Annotated in this window: 18 protein-coding genes; 8 read left to right on the top strand and 10 right to left on the bottom strand. The window is 60.7% G+C overall.

Translation table 11 applies throughout. The features are described from left to right. Positions 1-23: 23 nt before the first annotated feature. From ACP7B3_RS19595 to cmoB, 4 genes are read left to right on the top strand one after another with little or no spacing between them, the layout of a single operon-like run. Positions 24-413 carry a protease inhibitor I42 family protein gene (locus ACP7B3_RS19595; RefSeq protein WP_426180316.1) on the top strand — a complete coding sequence of 130 codons (390 nt, stop codon included), beginning with the start codon at positions 24-26 and terminating at the stop codon, positions 411-413. A gap of 1 nt (position 414) precedes the next feature. Then, the gene (locus tag ACP7B3_RS19590; protein ID WP_426180314.1) at positions 415-1071 is read left to right on the top strand and encodes a lysoplasmalogenase; all 657 of its coding nucleotides are present in this window, start codon (positions 415-417) and stop codon (positions 1069-1071) included. Between the two features lie 36 nt (positions 1072-1107). Next, the gene (gene cmoA, locus ACP7B3_RS19585) at positions 1108-1851 is read left to right on the top strand and encodes a carboxy-S-adenosyl-L-methionine synthase CmoA (protein ID WP_426180312.1); all 744 of its coding nucleotides are present in this window, start codon (positions 1108-1110) and stop codon (positions 1849-1851) included. Then, positions 1848-2804 carry a tRNA 5-methoxyuridine(34)/uridine 5-oxyacetic acid(34) synthase CmoB gene (cmoB, locus tag ACP7B3_RS19580; RefSeq protein ID WP_426180310.1) on the top strand — a complete coding sequence of 319 codons (957 nt, stop codon included), beginning with the start codon at positions 1848-1850 and terminating at the stop codon, positions 2802-2804. Before cmoA ends, cmoB begins: the two co-directional genes overlap by 4 nt. A gap of 139 nt (positions 2805-2943) precedes the next feature. On the opposite strand, the gene tadA is transcribed toward cmoB, so the two are convergent. The 10 genes from tadA to lptF all read right to left on the bottom strand — a co-directional run bounded on the left by tadA (position 2944) and on the right by lptF (position 13472). After that, positions 2944-3441, bottom strand: coding sequence for a tRNA adenosine(34) deaminase TadA (gene tadA / locus ACP7B3_RS19575; RefSeq protein WP_426180308.1), 498 nt, complete (start codon positions 3439-3441; stop codon positions 2944-2946). Further along, positions 3441-4817: a multicopper oxidase family protein gene (locus ACP7B3_RS19570; protein WP_426180306.1), complete on the bottom strand. Its 1377-nt coding sequence runs from the start codon at positions 4815-4817 to the stop codon at positions 3441-3443. Before ACP7B3_RS19570 ends, tadA begins: the two co-directional genes overlap by 1 nt. Before the next feature lie 271 nt (positions 4818-5088). Next, a complete protein-coding gene (pdxJ, locus tag ACP7B3_RS19565; protein WP_242194509.1) occupies positions 5089-5835 on the bottom strand; it encodes a pyridoxine 5'-phosphate synthase in 747 nt (248 codons plus the stop codon). Positions 5836-5886: 51 nt separating this feature from the next. Next, positions 5887-6570 carry a DNA repair protein RecO gene (gene recO / locus ACP7B3_RS19560; protein ID WP_242194512.1) on the bottom strand — a complete coding sequence of 228 codons (684 nt, stop codon included), beginning with the start codon at positions 6568-6570 and terminating at the stop codon, positions 5887-5889. Between the two features lie 163 nt (positions 6571-6733). Then, entirely contained in the window at positions 6734-7636 is a 903-nt protein-coding gene (era, locus tag ACP7B3_RS19555) for a GTPase Era (RefSeq protein ID WP_003234112.1), read from the bottom strand. Next, entirely contained in the window at positions 7629-8318 is a 690-nt protein-coding gene (rnc, locus tag ACP7B3_RS19550; protein WP_094951369.1) for a ribonuclease III, read from the bottom strand. The genes era and rnc overlap by 8 nt, the downstream gene beginning before the upstream one ends. 152 nt (positions 8319-8470) lie before the next feature. After that, positions 8471-9325 carry a signal peptidase I gene (lepB, locus tag ACP7B3_RS19545; protein ID WP_106579465.1) on the bottom strand — a complete coding sequence of 285 codons (855 nt, stop codon included), beginning with the start codon at positions 9323-9325 and terminating at the stop codon, positions 8471-8473. Between the two features lie 5 nt (positions 9326-9330). Then, positions 9331-11130: a translation elongation factor 4 gene (lepA, locus tag ACP7B3_RS19540; RefSeq protein WP_003210439.1), complete on the bottom strand. Its 1800-nt coding sequence runs from the start codon at positions 11128-11130 to the stop codon at positions 9331-9333. Positions 11131-11281: 151 nt separating this feature from the next. Continuing rightward, positions 11282-12361 carry an LPS export ABC transporter permease LptG gene (lptG, locus tag ACP7B3_RS19535; RefSeq protein ID WP_214248028.1) on the bottom strand — a complete coding sequence of 360 codons (1080 nt, stop codon included), beginning with the start codon at positions 12359-12361 and terminating at the stop codon, positions 11282-11284. Then, complete coding sequence (gene lptF, locus ACP7B3_RS19530; protein ID WP_426180301.1) at positions 12354-13472, bottom strand: LPS export ABC transporter permease LptF; 1119 nt, start codon at positions 13470-13472, stop codon at positions 12354-12356. The genes lptG and lptF overlap by 8 nt, the downstream gene beginning before the upstream one ends. Positions 13473-13754: 282 nt before the next feature. Between lptF and ACP7B3_RS19525 the strand changes: the two genes are divergently transcribed. The 4 genes from ACP7B3_RS19525 (at position 13755) to ACP7B3_RS19510 (ending at position 19177) form a co-directional block, all read left to right on the top strand. Continuing rightward, a complete protein-coding gene (locus ACP7B3_RS19525; RefSeq protein WP_426180299.1) occupies positions 13755-15245 on the top strand; it encodes a leucyl aminopeptidase in 1491 nt (496 codons plus the stop codon). 51 nt (positions 15246-15296) lie between these two features. After that, entirely contained in the window at positions 15297-15725 is a 429-nt protein-coding gene (locus ACP7B3_RS19520) for a DNA polymerase III subunit chi (protein ID WP_426180297.1), read from the top strand. Between the two features lie 7 nt (positions 15726-15732). Continuing rightward, entirely contained in the window at positions 15733-16119 is a 387-nt protein-coding gene (locus ACP7B3_RS19515) for a DNA polymerase III subunit chi (protein ID WP_426180471.1), read from the top strand. Positions 16120-16330: 211 nt separating this feature from the next. Beyond that, entirely contained in the window at positions 16331-19177 is a 2847-nt protein-coding gene (locus ACP7B3_RS19510; RefSeq protein WP_426180295.1) for a valine--tRNA ligase, read from the top strand. Positions 19178-19413 lie beyond the last annotated feature (236 nt).

Raw genomic sequence — 19413 nt, 5'->3', positions numbered from 1 at the left:
CGTCGTCAAACAACGGAGCCCCCATGACCGCTGCCCGCCTGCTTCTCCCCTTGAGCCTTGCCCTGCTGGCCGCCTGCGCCAGTGCCCCCAGGCAAAACGTCACCGTGGAAAACCAGAGCGCCTGCCCGCTCCAGCTTAAAACCGGGCAAAACCTGATCCTCACCTTGCCGAGCAACCCCACCACCGGCTATCGCTGGGCCATCCAGGATTCCGCCGGTGGCGTGCTGCGTGCACTCAGCCCTGAGGTTTACAGCAGCACCGAGTCCGGGGTGATCGGCGGTGGCGGCCAATCCACTTGGCGTTTCCAGGCCTTCGCGGCCGGCCAGGGCCGTTTGCGCCTGACGTCCCAGCAACCTTGGGAACCGGAAGCCGAGCCTGCCGAAACCTTCGACTGCGCCATCACGGTGAACTGATATGCCTTGGCTGATTCTTGCGTTGATGGGCGCCGGCACCTTTGTCTACGGTTTGAGCACCCACGCGGCGTTACTGTGCCTGTTGGTCAAACCGTTGCCGGTGCTGGCGTTGCTGGGCTGGCTGCATGACGCGCCGCCCACCGACTATCGACGCTGGATCAGCCTGGGGCTGATTTTTTCCCTGGTGGGCGACGTCTTGCTCGCGTGGCCAGGCGACCTGTTTATCTTCGGGCTGGGCGCCTTCCTGTTTGCGCATTTGGCGTATCTGAAAGCCTATTTCAGCGATTGCCGGCGGCTGACGTTGTTGCCGCTGGTATTGGCACTGGGCGTGGGTGCGATTCTGCTGAGCATTCTGATTGCCCATGGCCTGGGCGAGTTGCTGATTCCGGTGGTGGTGTATGCGCTGGTGATCAGCGCGATGCTCTGGCGTGCATTGGCGCGACTGGGCAGTGAGGTGCCCAAGCGCTCGGCCCTGCTGGCGGCGGCGGGCGCGGTGTCGTTTGTGTTTTCCGACACGCTGATTGGTATCAATCGGTTCGTGGTCGCCTTTGAGGCGGCGCCGTATTTATTGATCGGCACGTATTGGCTGGGTCAGTGGGGCATCACCGCCTCGGCTTTCCATCAGACTACCCGCGCACACGAGGGCCAATTTGGCTAAAATGCCGGCCTTTCCCCCCTCGTCGCCGGAACAACCGTGAGCAAAGAACCCGATCGCCTATTCGCCCAGCCCCTGCCCCAGGTGCCGGACTTCGCCTTTAACGAGGACGTGGTGCGGGTGTTCCCGGACATGATCAAGCGCTCGGTGCCCGGTTACCCGACCATCGTCGAGAACCTCGGCGTACTGGCCGCGCAGTTTGCGCAACCCAACAGCGTGCTCTACGACCTGGGCTCGTCCCTCGGCGCGGTCACCCAGGCGCTGCGCCGCCATGTGCGCACCGACGGATGCAGGGTAATCGCCGTGGATAACTCGGCGGCGATGGTCGAGCGCTGCCGCGAATACCTCAATGGCCAGGACTCGATGTTCCAGGAGTTGCTGCCGGTTGAGGTGATCGAGGGCGATATCCTCGCGCTGCAGTTCCAACCGGCCTCGGTGGTGGCGCTGAATTTCACCCTGCAATTTATCGCCCCCGATCAACGCCTGGCATTACTGGGGCGCATCCGCCAGTCGCTGCTGCCGGGCGGCGCGTTGATCCTCTCGGAAAAGCTGCGGTTCAACGACCCTGAAGAACACGCATTGCTCACCGACCTGCACATCGCGTTCAAACGCGCCAACGGCTACAGCGAACTGGAAATCGCCCAGAAGCGCAGCGCCATCGAAAACGTCATGAAGCCCGACAGCCTCGAAGAACACCGCGAACGCCTGCTGGCAGCCGGGTTCTCGAAAGTCGTGCTGTGGTTCCAGTGTCTTAACTTTGCCTCGTTGATTGCCTTGCCATGATTGATCTCTCTCCCCTCGCCCGCCACCTGGTCGGTACTCCGTTGGCCGTATGGGCCCAAGGCCTGCAAGCGCAACTCGACAGCAAGATGGAAAAGGGTCATGGCGACCTGGAGCGTTGGCAGAGTGCGCTGGATGCGCTGCCGCAGATCCAGCCCAGCGAAGTCGATTTGCTCAATGGCCTGACCCTTGATACCGATTGCGACGACGCCACCCGCGCACAGATGCGCACCGCGCTGATGGGCCTGAGCCCGTGGCGCAAAGGCCCGTTCAACCTGTTTGGCGTGCATGTGGACACCGAATGGCGTTCGGACTGGAAGTGGTCACGCGTTGCCCCGCACCTGAATTTGAACGGCAAGCGCATCCTCGACGTGGGTTGCGGCAACGGCTACTACATGTGGCGCATGCTCGGCGCGGGTGCCGACAGCGTGATTGGCGTGGACCCGAACTGGCTGTTTTTCTGCCAGTTCCAGGCCGTACAGCGCTACCTGAACGAGCCGAAGGCCTGGCACTTGCCGTTCCCGTTTGAAGACCTGCCGCCGAACCTGGAAGGCTTCGACACGGTGTTTTCCATGGGCGTGTTCTACCACCGCCGTTCGCCGATTGAGCACTTGCTGGCATTGAAAGACTGCCTGGTCAAAGGCGGCGAGTTGGTGCTGGAAACGCTGGTGGTCGAAGGCGATCAGCAGCAAGTGTTAGTGCCGGAAGACCGCTATGCGCAGATGCGCAATGTGTGGTTCCTGCCTTCGGTACCGGCCTTGATGCTGTGGCTACGGCGCGCCGGGTTCAGCGACGTGCGCTGCGTGGATGTGAGCATGACCACGGTCGAGGAACAGCGCGGCACGGAGTGGATGAAGTACCAGTCGCTGAGCGACTTCCTGGACCCGGATGATCACAGCAAGACCCTTGAAGGGCTGCCGGCGCCGATGCGCGCGGTGATCATCGCCAAGAAATAACCTGCAATCTCCCTGAATAAATGGAGATCAAAATGTGGGAGCTGGCTTGCCTGCGATAGCGATCTTTCAGTCAATTGATCAGTGGCTGATAAACCGCTATCGCAGGCAAGCCAGCTCCCACATTGGTTTTCAGTGTTCTTTAGAGTATGGGCTTGGCTCTTCTGGCCTTAAAGAACTCACTCAACACTGTCCCGCATTCCTCAGCCAACACCCCGCCTTCAAACAGCACCCGATGGTTGAGAAACCCTTGGGTAAAAAACTGCCCCTGGCTTTGCACGATCCCCGCCTTGGGCTCCAGCGCGCCGTACACCACCCGCTCGATGCGCGAATGCACAATCAGGCCCGCGCACATGCTGCAGGGCTCCAGCGTTACATACAGCGTGCTGCCGACCAGGCGATAGTTGCTGATCGCCTGCGCGGCGGCGCGGATGGCGACCATTTCGGCATGGGCGCTGGGGTCATTGCCGCTGATCGGGCAATTGAAACCCCGACCGATGATTTCACCGTTCTGCACCAGCACCGCGCCAACGGGCACTTCGCCAAGGGCGGCGCCTTGAGCGGCGAGGGCCAGGGCTTCACGCATGAAGTCCTGGTCGCGGCTGCGGTCGATAATCGCCGTGGGGCGAATCTGGCGCATCACGCCACCTCGATGGCGGCCATCAGGCCGGTTTCCATGTGATCGATCACGTGGCAATGGAACATCCACACCCCCGGGTTATCCGCCACCAACGCCACGCGCGCGCGCTCGTTCTTGCCCAGCAAGTAAGTGTCGGTGAAGTACGGGATCACCTTGTGGCGGTTCGAGGCGATTACCTTGAAACTCATGCCGTGCAGGTGGATCGGGTGCTGGTACTGGGTCATGTTTTTCAATTCGAAAATGTAGCTTTTGCCCTTCTCAAGCTTGGCAATCGGGCGATCGGCACAGGTCTTGTCGGTGATGTCCCAGGCCTTGCCGTTGATTTGCCACAGGCTCGGCGGTTTGCCGTCATCGACCGACACGGTACCGACCCATTCGAAATTGAAGTTGAGTTTCTCGGCAATCGCCAGGTCCGGCTCGGCGATCGGGTTGGCGGGCAGCGCCGGAGGCCATTCGGTGGGCGCATCGGTATTGGCGACGGAGCGAAAGGTACCCAGGCGCACCGGGCCGTTGCGGATGGAGAGCTCTTCACCGGCAGGCGGCGCCTTGATCGCCAGACAAATACGCATGCCCGGGCCCAGCCAGTATTCCTTGCCCAAGGGGCGCGGCTCCACGGGGTTGCCGTCCAGCGCGTAGATTTGCGCGTCGACGTCGGGGATGTTGATGCGATAGGTCAGCGTGTTGTCGAGGTTGAGCAGGCGCACGCGGGTGATTTGCCCGGCCGGCAAATCGATCACCGCCTGGGACACGCCATTGATCGTCGACAACCGCCCGGCAGTGCCGCCACGCGCGGCTTCACGGGGTACGCTGAAGGCCACGAAGGCGCCCTCTTCGTCCACGTGCCAGCTTTTCAGGCTCAGGGTGCGCTCGTGCTTGAAACCGGTGGGCTCGCGCTCTTCGATGATCAGCGGGCCCACCAGGCCACGGCCGAGTTCTTCGCTGCTGTTCACGTGCGGGTGATACCAGTAGCTGCCGGCGTCCGGCACGCGGAATTTGTAATCGAAGTATTCGCCGGGCAATACCGGCAACTGCGAGACGTAAGGGACGCCGTCCATTTCCAGCGGCAGGCGGATGCCGTGCCAATGAATGGTGGTGGCGACCGGCAAGTGGTTGATAAAGCGCACCCGCAGCCACTCACCCTGGCGCACACGCAACTCGGTGCCCGGCGCCGAGGGGCCAAATGCCCAGGCTTCGGTTTTGTGGCCCGGCACCAGTTCCACGTCCAGCGGCGCGGCGATCAGTTGGTAATCGTGCCCGGCTTCGGCCTCGGCAACTTTCCCCAGCCAGTAGCGATAGCCGCCACCGGCACCGACGCCCACTACGGCCAGGCCTGCGAGACCACCCAGGATTTGTCGACGGGAAAAGGATCGGGACACAACAACCTCACGTATCTGCCACAGGCCAGAGGCCCGCAAAGGGCAGATACGATACACCTGACCCGGCTAAACAGTAAGGCTTCGCATTGCCGCATGGCTCAATTCAATGGGCTTGGCTGGGTAACTACACCTCTGGATACACCGAAAATCACTGTGGGAGGGGGCTTGCCCCCGATTGCAGTGGGTCAGCTACAGATAGGCTGACTGACACACCGCTATCGGGGGCAAGCCCCCTCCCACATTTTGATCTTCAGTGATTTTTAGACTGTGCTCACTTGGAGCTGGCAGCAGCCAGAATCAGCGCTTTCATCTCGGCCACTGCGCCTTTGAAACCAACGAACAGCGCGTGCGCCACCAGCGCGTGGCCGATGTTGAGTTCGTTGATGCCCTTGATCGCAGCCACGGCTTCGACGTTGTGGTAGTGCAAACCATGGCCGGCGTTGACGATCAGGCCTTCACTGAGGCCGCACTGTACGCCGTCGATAATGCGCTGCAGTTCGTCAGCGACTTCGGTGGGTGTGGTGGCATCGGCATAGCGGCCAGTGTGCAGTTCGATGGCCGGCGCGCCAACACGGCGCGAGGCTTCGATCTGACGCTCGTCGGCGTCGATGAACAGCGAGACTTCGCTGCCGATCTTCGACAGACGCTCGACCGCAGCCTTGATCCGCGCTTCCTGGCCGGCAACGTCGAGGCCGCCTTCGGTGGTGAGCTCCTGGCGCGTTTCCGGCACCAGGCAGATGTGCGCCGGGCGGATGCGTTCAGCGAACGCCATCATTTCTTCGGTGACGCCCATTTCGAAGTTCATGCGGGTTTGCAGCACGTCCTTGAGCAGCAACACGTCGCGCTCCTGGATGTGGCGGCGGTCTTCGCGCAGGTGCACGGTGATGCCGTCGGCGCCCGCTTCTTCGGCGTCCAGCGCGGCCTTGACCGGATCAGGGTAACGGGTGCCCCGGGCCTGGCGCAGGGTAGCGACGTGGTCGATGTTGACGCCAAGAAGAATGCGATTGCTGGTGCTCACGGAAGCGCTCCTGAAAAGGGAAAGAAACGCCGCACAGCATACACGGGGTTGTCAGGGCTTTCGAAACAACTCGCGACTGACCAGCGGCCGCCCGCCCAAGTGCACGGCGAGCGCCTGGCGCATCAAGCGCTTGGCCGCAGACAAGGCGCCAGGGGCAGTCCAGTCGGCTTCGCTCATGGCCAGCAACTCGGTGCCCTGGAACAGGCCGGGTTGCAGCAGGTAAACGCGTTCCAGGCCGGCGTCGACTTGCAGGCGGTACATGCCGTCTGCGGCGATGGGGTCGCCGTGCAGGTCGTTGCTCAGTTCAAAGCCGTAGCCCAGGTCGTCGAGCAGGCGCCATTCGAAAGCGCGCAGCAGCGGTTCCAGTGGGCGGCCTTCGGCCAGTGCAATGAGCGTGGCGGCGTAGTGATCGAAGACCGCAGGGTGCGGGTCTTCGGCGGGCAGCAGGCGGATCAGCAGCTCGTTGAGGTACAGGCCGCTGAACAGGGCTTCACCGTTGAGCCAGGCGGAATTGCCGACGCTTTCCAGACGGCCGACGTTTTTCAGCTCGCCCTTGCCACGAAACTCCACGTCCAGGGCCACGAACGGCCGGGCCAGCGTGCCGGCCTTGCCTCGGGCGCTGCGCAAGACTGCGCGCAGGCGGCCTTGGGGCGTGAGGAAGTCCACCAGGGCGCTGGTCTCGCGGTAAGCGCGGCTGTGCAGGACGTAGGCGAGTTGGCTGGTGGGTTGGGACATGGATGCTCACTGCTGGAATGCATTTTTGAAAACTGCACAAACCTAACGTGGGAGGGGGCTGGCCCCCGATGGCAGTGTGTCAGTCACCTATTCGTTAACTGACCCACCGCAATCGGGGGCGAGCCCCCTTCCACATTTTCAGCCCTGTGGTGTATTCAAGACCCTACAGGTCGCCGTAGCCCAGGGAGCGCAGTGCGCGCTCGTCATCGGACCAACCACCCTTAACCTTCACCCACAGGTTGAGCATGATCTTGGAATCAAACAGCAATTCCATGTCCTTGCGCGCTTCGGTGCCGATGCGCTTGATGCGCTCGCCCTTGTCGCCAATGATGATTTTCTTCTGGCCGTCACGCTCGACGAGAATCAGCGCATGAATATGCAGGGTTTTGCCCTGCTGCTTGAACTCTTCGATTTCGACGGTGATCTGGTAAGGCAGCTCGGCGCCCATCTGGCGCATGATTTTCTCGCGCACCAGTTCAGCGGCGAGGAAGCGGCTGCTGCGGTCGGTGATCTGATCTTCCGGGAAGAAGTGCTCGTTCTCGGGCAAGTAACCCGCGATCACGCGCTCCAGGGCCTCAAGGTTGTGACCGTGCTGGGCAGAGATCGGCATGATCTGAGCGTTCGGCAGTTGCTCCTGCAGCCAGGTCAGGTGCGGCATCAGCTCGGCTTTGTCTTCGATGCGATCGGTCTTGTTCAGCGCGACGATCAACGGGCCGGTGACGTATTGCACGCGCTCGAGAACCATCTGGTCTTCGTCGGTCCACTTGGTGCGGTCAACCACGAAGATCACCACGTCGACGTCTTTCAACGCCGCCGAAGCGGTTTTGTTCATGTAGCGGTTAAGTGCCTTCTCGCCACCTTTGTGCATGCCCGGGGTATCGACGTAGACGGCTTGGACGCTGCCTTCGGTCTTGATGCCCAGCATGTTGTGGCGGGTGGTCTGCGGCTTGCGCGAGGTGATCGCGAGCTTCTGGCCCAGGATGTGGTTGAGCAGCGTGGACTTGCCCACGTTCGGGCGGCCGACGATGGCAACATAGCCACAGCGTGTTGCGGTTGAATCAGTCATGGCCATTCTCCACGCCCAGGGCAATCAGTGCTGCAGCGGCCGCTACCTGTTCGGCAATACGACGGCTCACACCCTGACCTCGGCTTTTTTCATTCAATAAGGTGATTTCACATTCCACGAAGAACACGCGGCAATGCGGCTCACCCTGGATATCCACCACTTCGTAGCGTGGCAGTTCACAACCGCGCGACTGCAGGAATTCCTGCAGGCGGGTCTTGGGATCTTTGTTGGTGTCGACCAGCGTCAGGCTCTCGATCTCCGAAGCCAGCCAGGCCACCACGCGCTCCTTGGCCGTCTCCATGCCTGCATCCAGGTAGATCGCACCGATCAACGCTTCGAGGGCATCAGCCAGGATCGACTCGCGACGAAAGCCACCGCTTTTCAGTTCACCGGACCCCAGGCGCAAGTATTCGCCCAGGCCGAAACCGCGGGCCAGCACGGCCAGGGTCTCGCCTTTTACCAGCCGTGCACGCAGGCGTGACAGCTGGCCTTCGCGCGCTTGCGGGAAACGCTCGAACAGCGCCTCACCGGCGGCAAAGTTGAGGATGGCGTCACCGAGAAATTCCAGGCGTTCGTTATTACGCCCTGCAAAACTGCGGTGTGTGAGGGCAAGGACCATCAATTCCTGGTCCTTGAAGGTGTAGCCGAGCTGACGCTCGAGACGACTTAGAGAAACGGTCACGGTTTATCCATATCTAGTTGGTGGCACCGGCGGCCATCGACGATTGACGCAGTGTTCAAATTCAAATCCTGGTTGGTGCCGCATGAGGCCGGACGACGCATTGTCCGAACCCCAGAAAAGCATTCGGCGCTGTGTTCACAGCGCCGCCTGTATTACTTGATCAGCCCGACCCGCGAGAAGTTCGGCAGGTGGCTGAGTTTGGGTTCCGGCCAACTCATCCAGACCGCAAAGGCCTTGCCGACAATGTTCTCGTCGGGAACCATGCCCAGCAGGTCCTTGGGAATATTGGGGTCATCCCAGTAACGGCTGTCGTTGGAGTTGTCGCGGTTGTCGCCCATCATGAAGTAGTGCCCGGCAGGCACTTTCCACTCGCCATCAGGCATCGCACGGTAGCGGCTCATTTCCTTACGGATTTCGTGCTCTACCGCGCCGAGTTTTTCCTGATACAGCTCGGCGCTGCCCAAGGTGTTCGGTTCGGCGCCGATCAGTTTCTCGGCCACCGACTCACCATTGATGAACAGACGCTTGTCGCTGGTGTAGCGAATCACGTCGCCCGGCAGCCCGACGACACGCTTGATGTAGTTGACGTTCGGGTCGCTTGGGTAGCGAAACACCATCACATCGCCGCGCTGCGGGTCACCGACCGGGATGACTTTCTTGTCGAGCACCGGCAGGCGGATCCCGTAGGAAAACTTGTTCACCAGGATGAAGTCGCCCACGTCCAGGGTCGGTTTCATCGACCCCGAAGGGATCTGAAACGGCTCCACCAAGAACGAACGCAGCACCAGCACGATGAACAACACCGGGAAGAACGACTTGCCGTATTCAACCAACAGAGGCTCTTTGTTCAGCTTCTCGACCACCACCGCATCGGGCTGGCTGACGCTGCCCTGATAGGAAGCGATAGCCGCCCGCCGACGCGGGGCGAAGAACACCAGATCGAGCAACGCCAAGAGACCGCAAACGGCAACGGCGATGACCAGCAACAGCGGGAAATTTAGTGACATAGGACCTAACTATCCAACCTGAGCACCGCAAGGAAGGCTTCTTGTGGAATTTCCACGTTGCCCACTTGCTTCATGCGTTTTTTACCGGCCTTTTGCTTCTCAAGCAGCTTGCGCTTACGGCTTACGTCACCGCCGTAGCATTTGGCCAGTACGTTCTTTCTGAGAGCCTTGACGGAGGTCCGTGCAATGATCTGCCCGCCAATGGCGGCCTGGATCGCGACGTCGAACATCTGGCGCGGAATCAGTTCTTTCATCTTTTCGGTCAACTGCCGACCTTTGTAGTGCGCATTGTCCTTGTGCACGATCAGCGCCAGTGCATCTACCTTGTCGCCGTTGATCAGCACATCCAGTTTCACCAGATTAGCCGATTGGTAACGATCGAAATGGTAATCCAGCGAAGCATAGCCGCGGCTGGTGGATTTGAGACGGTCGAAGAAGTCCAGGACCACTTCGTTCATCGGCAAATCGTAGGTCACTTGCACCTGGGTACCGAGGAACAACATGTCGTGTTGTACGCCACGTTTTTCGATACACAGGGTAATGACGTTGCCCAGGTGTTCCTGCGGCACAAGAATATTGGCCCGCACGATCGGCTCGCGCATGTCCTCGATGGAGGACAGATCCGGAAGCTTGGACGGGTTGTCGACGTAAATCGTTTCACCGGTTTTCAGCGCCAGCTCAAAAATAACCGTTGGCGCGGTGGTGATCAGGTCCAGGTCGTATTCGCGCTCAAGGCGCTCCTGGATGATCTCCATGTGCAGCATGCCCAGGAACCCGCAGCGGAAGCCGAAGCCCAGCGCGTCGGAGCTTTCCGGGGTGTACTGCAACGACGAGTCGTTGAGGGTCAGCTTCTGCAGGGCTTCGCGGAAGTCTTCGAAGTCGTCGGAGCTGACCGGGAACAGGCCGGCGTAAACCTGCGGCTGGATGCGTTTGAAACCCGGCAGCACGTCTACATCAGGGGTGGAGCTCAAGGTCAGGGTGTCACCGACCGGTGCACCGTGAATGTCCTTGATGCCGGCGATGATGAAGCCCACTTCACCGGCTTTCAGGTCGGTGGTGGCGGTGTGTTTCGGGTTGAACACGCCGACGCTGTCCACCAGGTGGATCTTGCCGGTGGACTTGACCAGGATCTTGTCGCCCTTCTTCACACGGCCGTGGCGTACACGTACCAGGGAAACAACGCCCAGGTAGTTGTCGAACCAGGAGTCGATGATCAACGCTTGCAGCGGATCTTCGTAGTTGCCGGTAGGTGCAGGGATGGTCTTGACCAGGCGCTCAAGCACTTCGTCGACGCCCAGGCCGGTCTTGGCGCTGCACTCGACGGCGTCGGTGGCGTCAATGCCGATGATCTTCTCGATCTCTTCTTTGACACGGTCCGGATCGGCCTGAGGCAGGTCGATCTTGTTCAGCACCGGCATGACCTCAAGGCCTTGCTCGATGGCGGTGTAGCAGTTGGCCACGGACTGGGCTTCGACGCCCTGGCCCGCATCCACGACCAGCAACGCACCTTCACAGGCCGCCAGGGAACGGCTGACTTCATAGGTGAAGTCAACGTGGCCCGGGGTGTCAATGAAGTTGAGCTGGTACTTGATACCGTCTTTGGCGGTGTAGTACAGGGTAACGCTGTGGGCCTTGATGGTGATCCCGCGCTCGCGCTCGAGGTCCATGGAGTCCAGTACCTGGGCCTCCATTTCACGCTCGGCAAGGCCGCCGCACATCTGGATGAATCGATCGGCCAGCGTCGACTTACCATGGTCAATGTGGGCGATGATGGAGAAATTGCGGATATGACTCAAATCACTCACGGATCAACACTCAAAAAGGCTGCAGGCAGATTGCCCGCTGAAAAATAGCCGGGAATTGTACCTGATGCTCAGGCCAGACGTCATCTTTGCTGACCAGAACAAAAATGCCCCGATCTCTCGAACGGGGCATTTTTTGTTCATAAGCGCAGTATCAACCCGCGCGGCGCAACAGCCAGAACCCGGCCAGGGCGCAGATAGTTGTGGGCACCAGCACCGCAAACAGCGGCGAGAAACCGAACACCAGGCTCGACGGACCGAGCAAGTCCTGGGCGATACGGAATGTAAAGCCCACCAGTACGCCGGTGAACACCCGCTGACCGAGGGTCACGGAACGCAACGGGCCGAAGATGAACGAGATCGCCATCAATACCAGCGCGGCGGTGACCACCGGCTGCAGCACCTTGACCCAGAACGCCAGCCAGTAGCGGCCATTATTCAGGCCCTGATCCTTGAGGTAGTGGATATAGCTCCACAAACCGGTAATCGGCAGGCTCTCCGGGATCATCACCACTGTGTTGAGCAGTTCCGGCTTCAGGGCGATGTCCCACTGTTCGCTCGGCACATTGATCACTTCGGTACTGGCCTTGGTGCCCTGGCCAACATTGCGGAAGTACGTGGTGGTGACGTCACTGAGCGTCCATTTCTCGGCATCGTATTGCGCGCGCCTGGCGAAACTGGAGGTCAGCATGTGCCGTTCCTTGTCGAACGTATAACGCGTCACACCCACCAACAAACCGCCCGGCTGCACGGCGTTGATGTGGATGAACTCATCCCCCTGTCGGTGCCACAGGCCGTGCTTGGCGCTTTGCGCATCCCCCGAGCCCTGGGCCAGGGCGCGATTGGCCTGAGCGGTAGCCTCGGCCGGTGGCGCCACGTACTCGCCGATCAGCACGCTGCACGCCATCAGCAGGAGCATGGGTTTCATTACCGCCCAGACAATGCGCCCGATCGATACACCGGCGGCGCGCATGATGGTCAGCTCGCTGCTGCTGGCCAGGCTGCCCAGCCCGATCAGGCAACCGATCAGCGCGGCCATCGGCATCATGTCGTAGAGCCGGCGCGGTGCGGTCAGCGCCACGTAACTCAACACATCCATGACGGTGTAGGTGTCGGTGACGTTGCCCACTTCGTCAATAAAGGCGAACAACGAGGCCAGGCCGAGAATAATGCCCAATACCGCCAGAATGGCGATCAGTACGCTGCTACCAATGTAGCGATCGAGCTTAGCCACGAGCCAACTCCTTCAGGCCACGACGGCTCTTCATTTTCAAACGGATAGGTTCCCAGTAGAGCAGCCCCAGGCCGATCAACAGGAAGATCCCGTGCACGCCCCACAGGCCAAGGACCGGCGACAACTTGCCTTTCTCCATGGAACCACGGGCGGAAATCAGCAGGGTCAGGTAGGCCATGTACAACAGAATTGCCGGCAACAGCTTGAGGAAGCGACCCTGGCGCGGGTTGACGCGCGACAGCGGCACGGCCATCAACGTCACGATAAATACCAGCAGCGGCAGCGACAGCCGCCATTGCAGCTCGGCAACGGAGCGCAGTTCCTTATTGTTGAACAGCGACGATGTCGGCAGCGCATCGCGGTCAGTGACCTCTTCGCTGATGTCCGGCCTGGCCAGCATTACGCCATAAGTGTCGTACTTGATCGCCCGATAATCGGCGAGGCCAGGGCTGCCGTCGTAACGGTAGCCATTTTCCAGGATCAGGTAACGGCTGCCATCCGGACGCACTTCCTGGCGCCCGCTGTTGGCCACCAAAATCGAAATGCCACGGTCTTTTTGGTTCTGCCCGAGATTTTTCTGCGAAATAAACACACCGCCCAGGTTGGCACGGTCATCCGTCATGGTCTCGGTGTAAGTCACCCGCGTGCCATCGTTCAGCGCTTGAAAGCGCCCAGGCTCAAGGGTGTCGAACTCAGTCATCGCATCCTGCTTGTTCAGCAGCAGTTGGAACTGCATGGCGCCCTGAGGCGCCAGGCTCATGCTCAGCCATGCCACCACCAGGGCAACGCCGGTGGCCGGCACCATGGTCATGGCCAGCAGACGCTGCTGGCTCATGCCGGTGGCCGACAGCACGGTCATTTCACTTTCGAGGTACAGCCGGCCATAGGCCAGCAAAATACCGAGAAACAGGCCAAGTGGCAGGATCAGTTGCAAAAAGCCCGGCAGGCGAAAGCCCATGATCAGGAACAGCGAGCCCGGATCCAGAGCACCCGAAGCGGCCTGGGCCAGGAATTTGACGAAACGACCACTCATGGTGATGACCAGCAATACCGCACTCACGGCACTCAGGGTCAACAGGACTTCGCGGGACAGATAACGGAAGACGATCAAACCAGACACTCCAGGGTTGTCAGGCTAAGGCGGCCAAACAAGCAAGCATACCGAGTCGACCCGTTTTCATGGGCCGGCTAAAAAGATGGCGCATTATCCTGTGATTGACCGCGCCTGTCACGGTGCTTGCTCATACGCGTGCACAAAGCATGCGGCAAGGGTTGTCAGGCTCCGCCGGCGAGGTTCAAACTGCGGCCTTTGTCGCTGGCGGTTTACAGAGCTGCCACGCTTTAAAGCCTGGGTACAGACTCAGGCTCACAGACCTTTATAAGGGACCCGAAAATGGAATTGGTTGTAAAAAGCGTTAGCCCCGAAACGTTGAAAACCGCCACCCTCGTGGTCGCTGTCGGCGAAGGCCGCAAGCTCGGCGTCGCCGCCAAGCAACTGGATGAACTCAGCGGTGGCGCCATCAGCGCCGTGCTCAAGCGCGGCGACCTGGCCGGCAAAGTCGGCCAAAGCCTGTTGCTGCAGAGCCTGCCCAACCTTAAAGCCGACCGCGTATTGCTGGTGGGCGTGGGCAAGGACGCCGAACTGGGCGACCGTCCGTTCCGCAAGATCATCAGCGGCATTCTCAACACCCTCAAGGGCCTGGGCGGCAGCGATGCAGCACTGGCCCTGGATGAAATCGTCGTAAAAGGCCGTGACAGCTACGGCAAGACCCGCCTGCTGGCCGAAAGCCTGGTGGATGGCACCTACGTCTTCGACCAGTTCAAGAGCCAGAAAGCCGAACCGCGCGCCCTGAAAAAAATTACCCTGCTGACCATCAAGGCCGCTCAGGCTGAAGTCGAGCGCGCCGTGACCCACGCCCAGGCCATCGCCGCCGGCATGTCGTTCACCCGCGACCTGGGCAACCTGCCGCCGAACATCTGCCACCCGACTTACCTGGGCGAACAGGCCAAGGCGCTGGGCAAAGAATTCAAGGGTCTGAAGGTTGAGGTGCTGGACGAGAAAAAAATCAAGGACCTGGGCATGGGCTCCTTCTATGCCGTGGGCCAGGGCAGCGACCAGCCGCCACGCTTGATCGTGATGCAATACAACGGCGGCAAGAAGTCCGAGAAGCCTTACGTGCTGGTCGGCAAAGGCATCACCTTCGACACCGGCGGCATCAGCCTCAAGCCGGGCGCAGGCATGGATGAGATGAAGTACGACATGGGCGGCGCCGCCAGCGTGTTCGGCACTCTGCGTGCCGTGCTGGAACTCAAGCTGCCGATCAACCTGGTGTGCATCCTGGCGTGCGCCGAGAACATGCCGAGCGGCGGCGCGACCCGTCCGGGCGATATCGTCACTACCCTGAGCGGCCAGACCGTCGAAATCCTCAACACCGACGCCGAAGGCCGTCTGGTGCTGTGCGATGCGCTGACCTACGCCGAACGCTTCAAGCCACAGGCCGTGATCGACATCGCTACGCTGACCGGTGCCTGTGTGGTTGCCCTGGGCGCCCACACGTCGGGTCTGCTGGGCAACAACGACGAGTTGATCGAGCAACTGCTCAGCGCCGGCAAGGCTGCCGACGACCGCGCCTGGCAACTGCCGCTGTTCGATGAATATCAAGAACAGCTGGATAGCCCGTTCGCCGACATCGCCAATATCGGCGGCCCGAAAGCCGGCACCATCACCGCAGCCTGCTTCCTGTCGCGCTTTGCCAAGAACCTCAACTGGGCTCACCTGGACATCGCCGGCACGGCCTGGACCAGCGGCGGCAAGGACAAGGGCGCCACTGGCCGTCCGGTGCCACTGCTGACCCAGTACCTGCTGGATCGCGCCAAAGCCTGAAACTGAAGATTCCGGGGCGGCCCTCACGCCCCCCCGGTCTCAGGAACCGCAATGACCCAAGTCGACTTCTATATATTGCCCAGCGCCGATCCTTCCGCGCGCCTGGACTTTGCCTGCAAGCTCACCGAAAAAGCCTGGCGCATGGGCCACCGCATCTACCTGCATTGCGGCGATGCTGCCCAACGTGATGACCTCGACGCGCGCTTATGGCGCTTCAAGGGCGAAAGCTTCGTGCCGCACGGCCCTGCCGAGTCCGAACCCGAAGGCCGGGTTGTGCTGGGCCTGGGTGACAGCTGCGGCGATCACAAAGACCTGTTGGTCAACCTGGACCTGAAAGTACCCGCCTTCGCCAAGGCATTTGCCCGTGTGGCAGAAGTGGTGGTGGAAGATCCGGCTATTCGTCAGGCCGCGCGGGAGAGTTTCCGTTTCTACCGCGAACAGGGCTATTCTCTGCAGGATCACCGGCTACAACGACTTTGAGTACATGATGGACACGCCAAACCCTATAAAAAAAGACGACCACCTGCTGGACGACCTCGAGTCGATCCGTCAGTTGCTCGGTGATGATGGCTTGCAACCGCCGCTGCTGACCGAAACGGTCGACGCCGAGGTACAGATTCCGCTGCTGTTCGACATGGTCAGTGGCAAGCCTGTTGCACCCGAGCCTGTCGCTGCCGCTCCCGTGGCACAACCCGCACCCGCCGCAGAAAAAGCGCCCGACGCCCTGCTGCTGCATCTGGACAACGAGTTGCGCGCCGCTGCGCAGTTGATCATGCAGGATGTGATCGACGACTTTGCTCCGCATATCGAAGCCGAAATCAAACGGCGAATGGATGCGCGCATGGAGCGGTTGCTCAGCCAATATCAGTCCTGAGCCACACCTGGATCTACTGTGGGAGGGGCTTGCCCCCGATAGCGCTGGGTCAGTCAGCTTATCAGTCACTGCCCTACTGCCATCGGGGGCAAGCCCCCTCCCACATTTGCACTGCGTACATCTCTAGCCTGTCTTCGCCTCGCCCTGCGCCCTATCCCCCGTTATACTTGCCGGCTTTCCTGAATTAATGCCAACTAGGGTCCCGCCGCGCATGGATAAGACCTACCAGCCGCACGCTATTGAAACTTCCTGGTACGAGACCTGGGAGTCCGAGAATTATTTCGCTCCGCAAGGCGCGGGTGATGCCTACACCATCATGATTCCGCCACCGAACGTCACTGGCAGCCTGCACATGGGCCATGGCTTCAACAATGCGATCATGGATGCGTTGATCCGTTTCCGCCGCATGCAGGGCCGCAACACCCTGTGGCAACCGGGCACCGACCACGCCGGTATCGCCACCCAGATGCTGGTGGAACGCCAACTCGAAGCCACCGGCCAGAACCGTCATGACCTGGGTCGCGAGAAATTCCTGGAGAAGATCTGGGAATGGAAAGACCAGTCCGGCGGCAACATCAGCCGTCAGATCCGTCGCCTGGGCTCGTCCGTAGACTGGAGCCGTGAGCGCTTCACCATGGACGACGGCCTGTCGGAAGCCGTGAAAGAAGCGTTCGTGCGCCTGCACGAAGACGGCCTGATCTACCGCGGCAAGCGTCTGGTCAACTGGGATACCAAGCTGCACACGGCGATTTCCGACCTCGAAGTGGAAAACCACGACGAGAAAGGCTTCCTGTGGAACCTCAAGTACCCGCTGGCCGACGGCGCCAAGACCGCTGAGGGCAACGACTACCTGATCGTCGCCACGACACGTCCGGAAACCATGCTCGGCGATGCCGCCGTGGCCGTTAACCCGAACGATGAACGCTACCAGGCGCTGATCGGCAAGTTCGTTGAGCTGCCGCTGGTTGGCCGTCGTATTCCGATCATCGCTGACGACTACTGCGACCCTGAATTCGGCACCGGCTGCGTGAAAATCACCCCGGCTCACGATTTCAACGACTACGAAGTCGGCAAGCGCCACAATCTGCCGCTGCTGAACATCTTCGACAAGAACGCCGCCGTGCTGCCGGCGTGCCAGGTGTTCAACCTCGACGGTACGCTGAACGAAAGCATCGACGGCAAGATCCCGGCCGAATACGCCGGCCTCGACCGTTTTGACGCGCGTAAGCAGATCGTGGCGGCGTTCGACGCTGCCGGTTTGTTGGTGAGCGTTGACGACCACGCACTGAAAGTCCCGAAAGGCGACCGCTCCGGCACCGTCATCGAGCCGTGGCTGACCGACCAGTGGTACGTGTCCACCAAGCCGTTGGCTGAACCTGCGATTGCCGCCGTGGAAGACGGCCGTATCCAGTTCGTGCCCAAGCAGTACGAAAACATGTACTTCTCGTGGATGCGTGACATCCAGGATTGGTGCATCAGCCGTCAGCTGTGGTGGGGCCACCGGATTCCGGCCTGGTACGACGAGTCGGGCAAGGTCTACGTTGGCCGCGATGAAGCCGAAGTACGCGCCAAGCACAACCTCGGCCCGGACGTGGCGCTGCAACAGGACAACGACGTACTGGACACCTGGTTCAGCTCGGGCCTGTGGACATTCTCCACGCTCGGCTGGCCGCAACAGACTGAGTTCCTGAAAAAATTCCACTCCACCGACGTGCTGGTCACCGGCTTCGACATCATTTTCTTCTGGGTTGCCCGGATGATCATGCTCACCATGCATTTGGTGAAGAACGAAGACGGCACGCCGCAAGTGCCGTTCAAGACCGTGTACGTGCACGGTCTGGTGCGTGATGGCCAGGGCCAGAAAATGTCCAAGTCCAAGGGCAACGTCCTGGACCCGCTGGACATCATCGACGGCATCGACCTGGAAACCCTGGTGCACAAACGCACCTCGGGCCTGATGCAGCCGAAACTGGCGAAGAAGATCGAGAAGCAGACCCGCGACGAGTTCGCCGACGGCATTGCCAGCTATGGCACTGACGCCCTGCGCTTCACCTTCTGCTCGCTGGCGTCCACCGGCCGCGACATCAAGTTCGACATGGGCCGCGTCGAAGGCTATCGCAACTTCTGCAACAAGATCTGGAACGCCGCGCGTTACGTGCTGGATAAAGGCGAAGACTGCGGCCAGAACGGCGAAGCCTATGAGCTGAGCCTGGCTGATCGCTGGATCATCTCGCAGCTGCAGCGCACTGAAGCCGAAGTGACCCGCCAACTCGACCAGTTCCGTTTCGACCTGGCCGCACAAGCCTTGTACGAGTTCATCTGGAACCAGTATTGCGACTGGTACCTGGAACTGTCCAAGCCTGTGCTGTGGGACGAAAACGCGCCGGTCGAACGTCAGCGTGGCACCCGGCGCACCCTGGTGCGCGTGCTGGAAGTGGCCCTGCGCCTGGCGCACCCGTTCATGCCGTTCATCACCGAAGAAATCTGGCAGCGCCTCGCGCCGCTGGCCGGTATCGAAGGCAAGACCATCATGCTGCAGCCTTGGCCGGTAGCCAACGAAGCGCGCATTGATGAGGCAGCCGAAAGCGATATCGAATGGCTCAAGACCTTGATGCTCGGCACGCGCAACATCCGCGCCGAAATGAACATCGGGCCGGGCAAGCCATTGGCGGTATTCGTGAAGAATGCCAGCGCCGAAGATCAACGTCGCCTCACCGAGAACGACGCACTGCTCAAGAAGCTGGCAAAACTGGAGTCGATCACCGTGTTGGCTGACGGCGCCGAAGCACCGCTGTCCGCGACTGCGTTGGTCGGCGACATGGAAGTGCTGGTGCCGATGGCTGGCCTGATCGACAAGGGCGCGGAACTGGCCCGTCTCGACAAGGAAATTGCCCGCCTGCAAGGCGAAGTGCAGCGAGTGGGCGGCAAGCTGTCCAACGCGGCATTCGTCGACAAGGCGCCGGCTGAAGTGATCGACAAAGAACGCGCCAAGCTGGCCGAGGCTGAACAGGCCCTGGGCAAGCTGGCGGAGCAACATGCACGGATTTCCAGCCTGTAAGGTGAACCCCGTGTAAGAAAGAGGCCTTCGGGCCTCTTTTTTTTGCCTGGAATTTTCCAATCCTTGCTGGCAATCCAGTCAATGTGGGAAGGGGCTTGCCCCCGATGGCGGTGTATCAGTCTGCATATTTTTGCCTCTCACACCGCAATCGGGGGCAAGCCACCTCCCACATTTGCCCGAGAGGGTCTCAGGATGTGTGACAATGCCCACCACTTTGAGCCAACACCAGAATCAAC

The organism is Pseudomonas sp. TWRC1-2, assembly GCF_049896685.1.
In the GTDB taxonomy this organism is placed as follows: Bacteria; Pseudomonadota; Gammaproteobacteria; order Pseudomonadales; family Pseudomonadaceae; genus Aquipseudomonas.
Note: the sequence above shows the minus strand (reverse complement) of the source record. Positions and strands in the feature narration are given on the sequence as shown.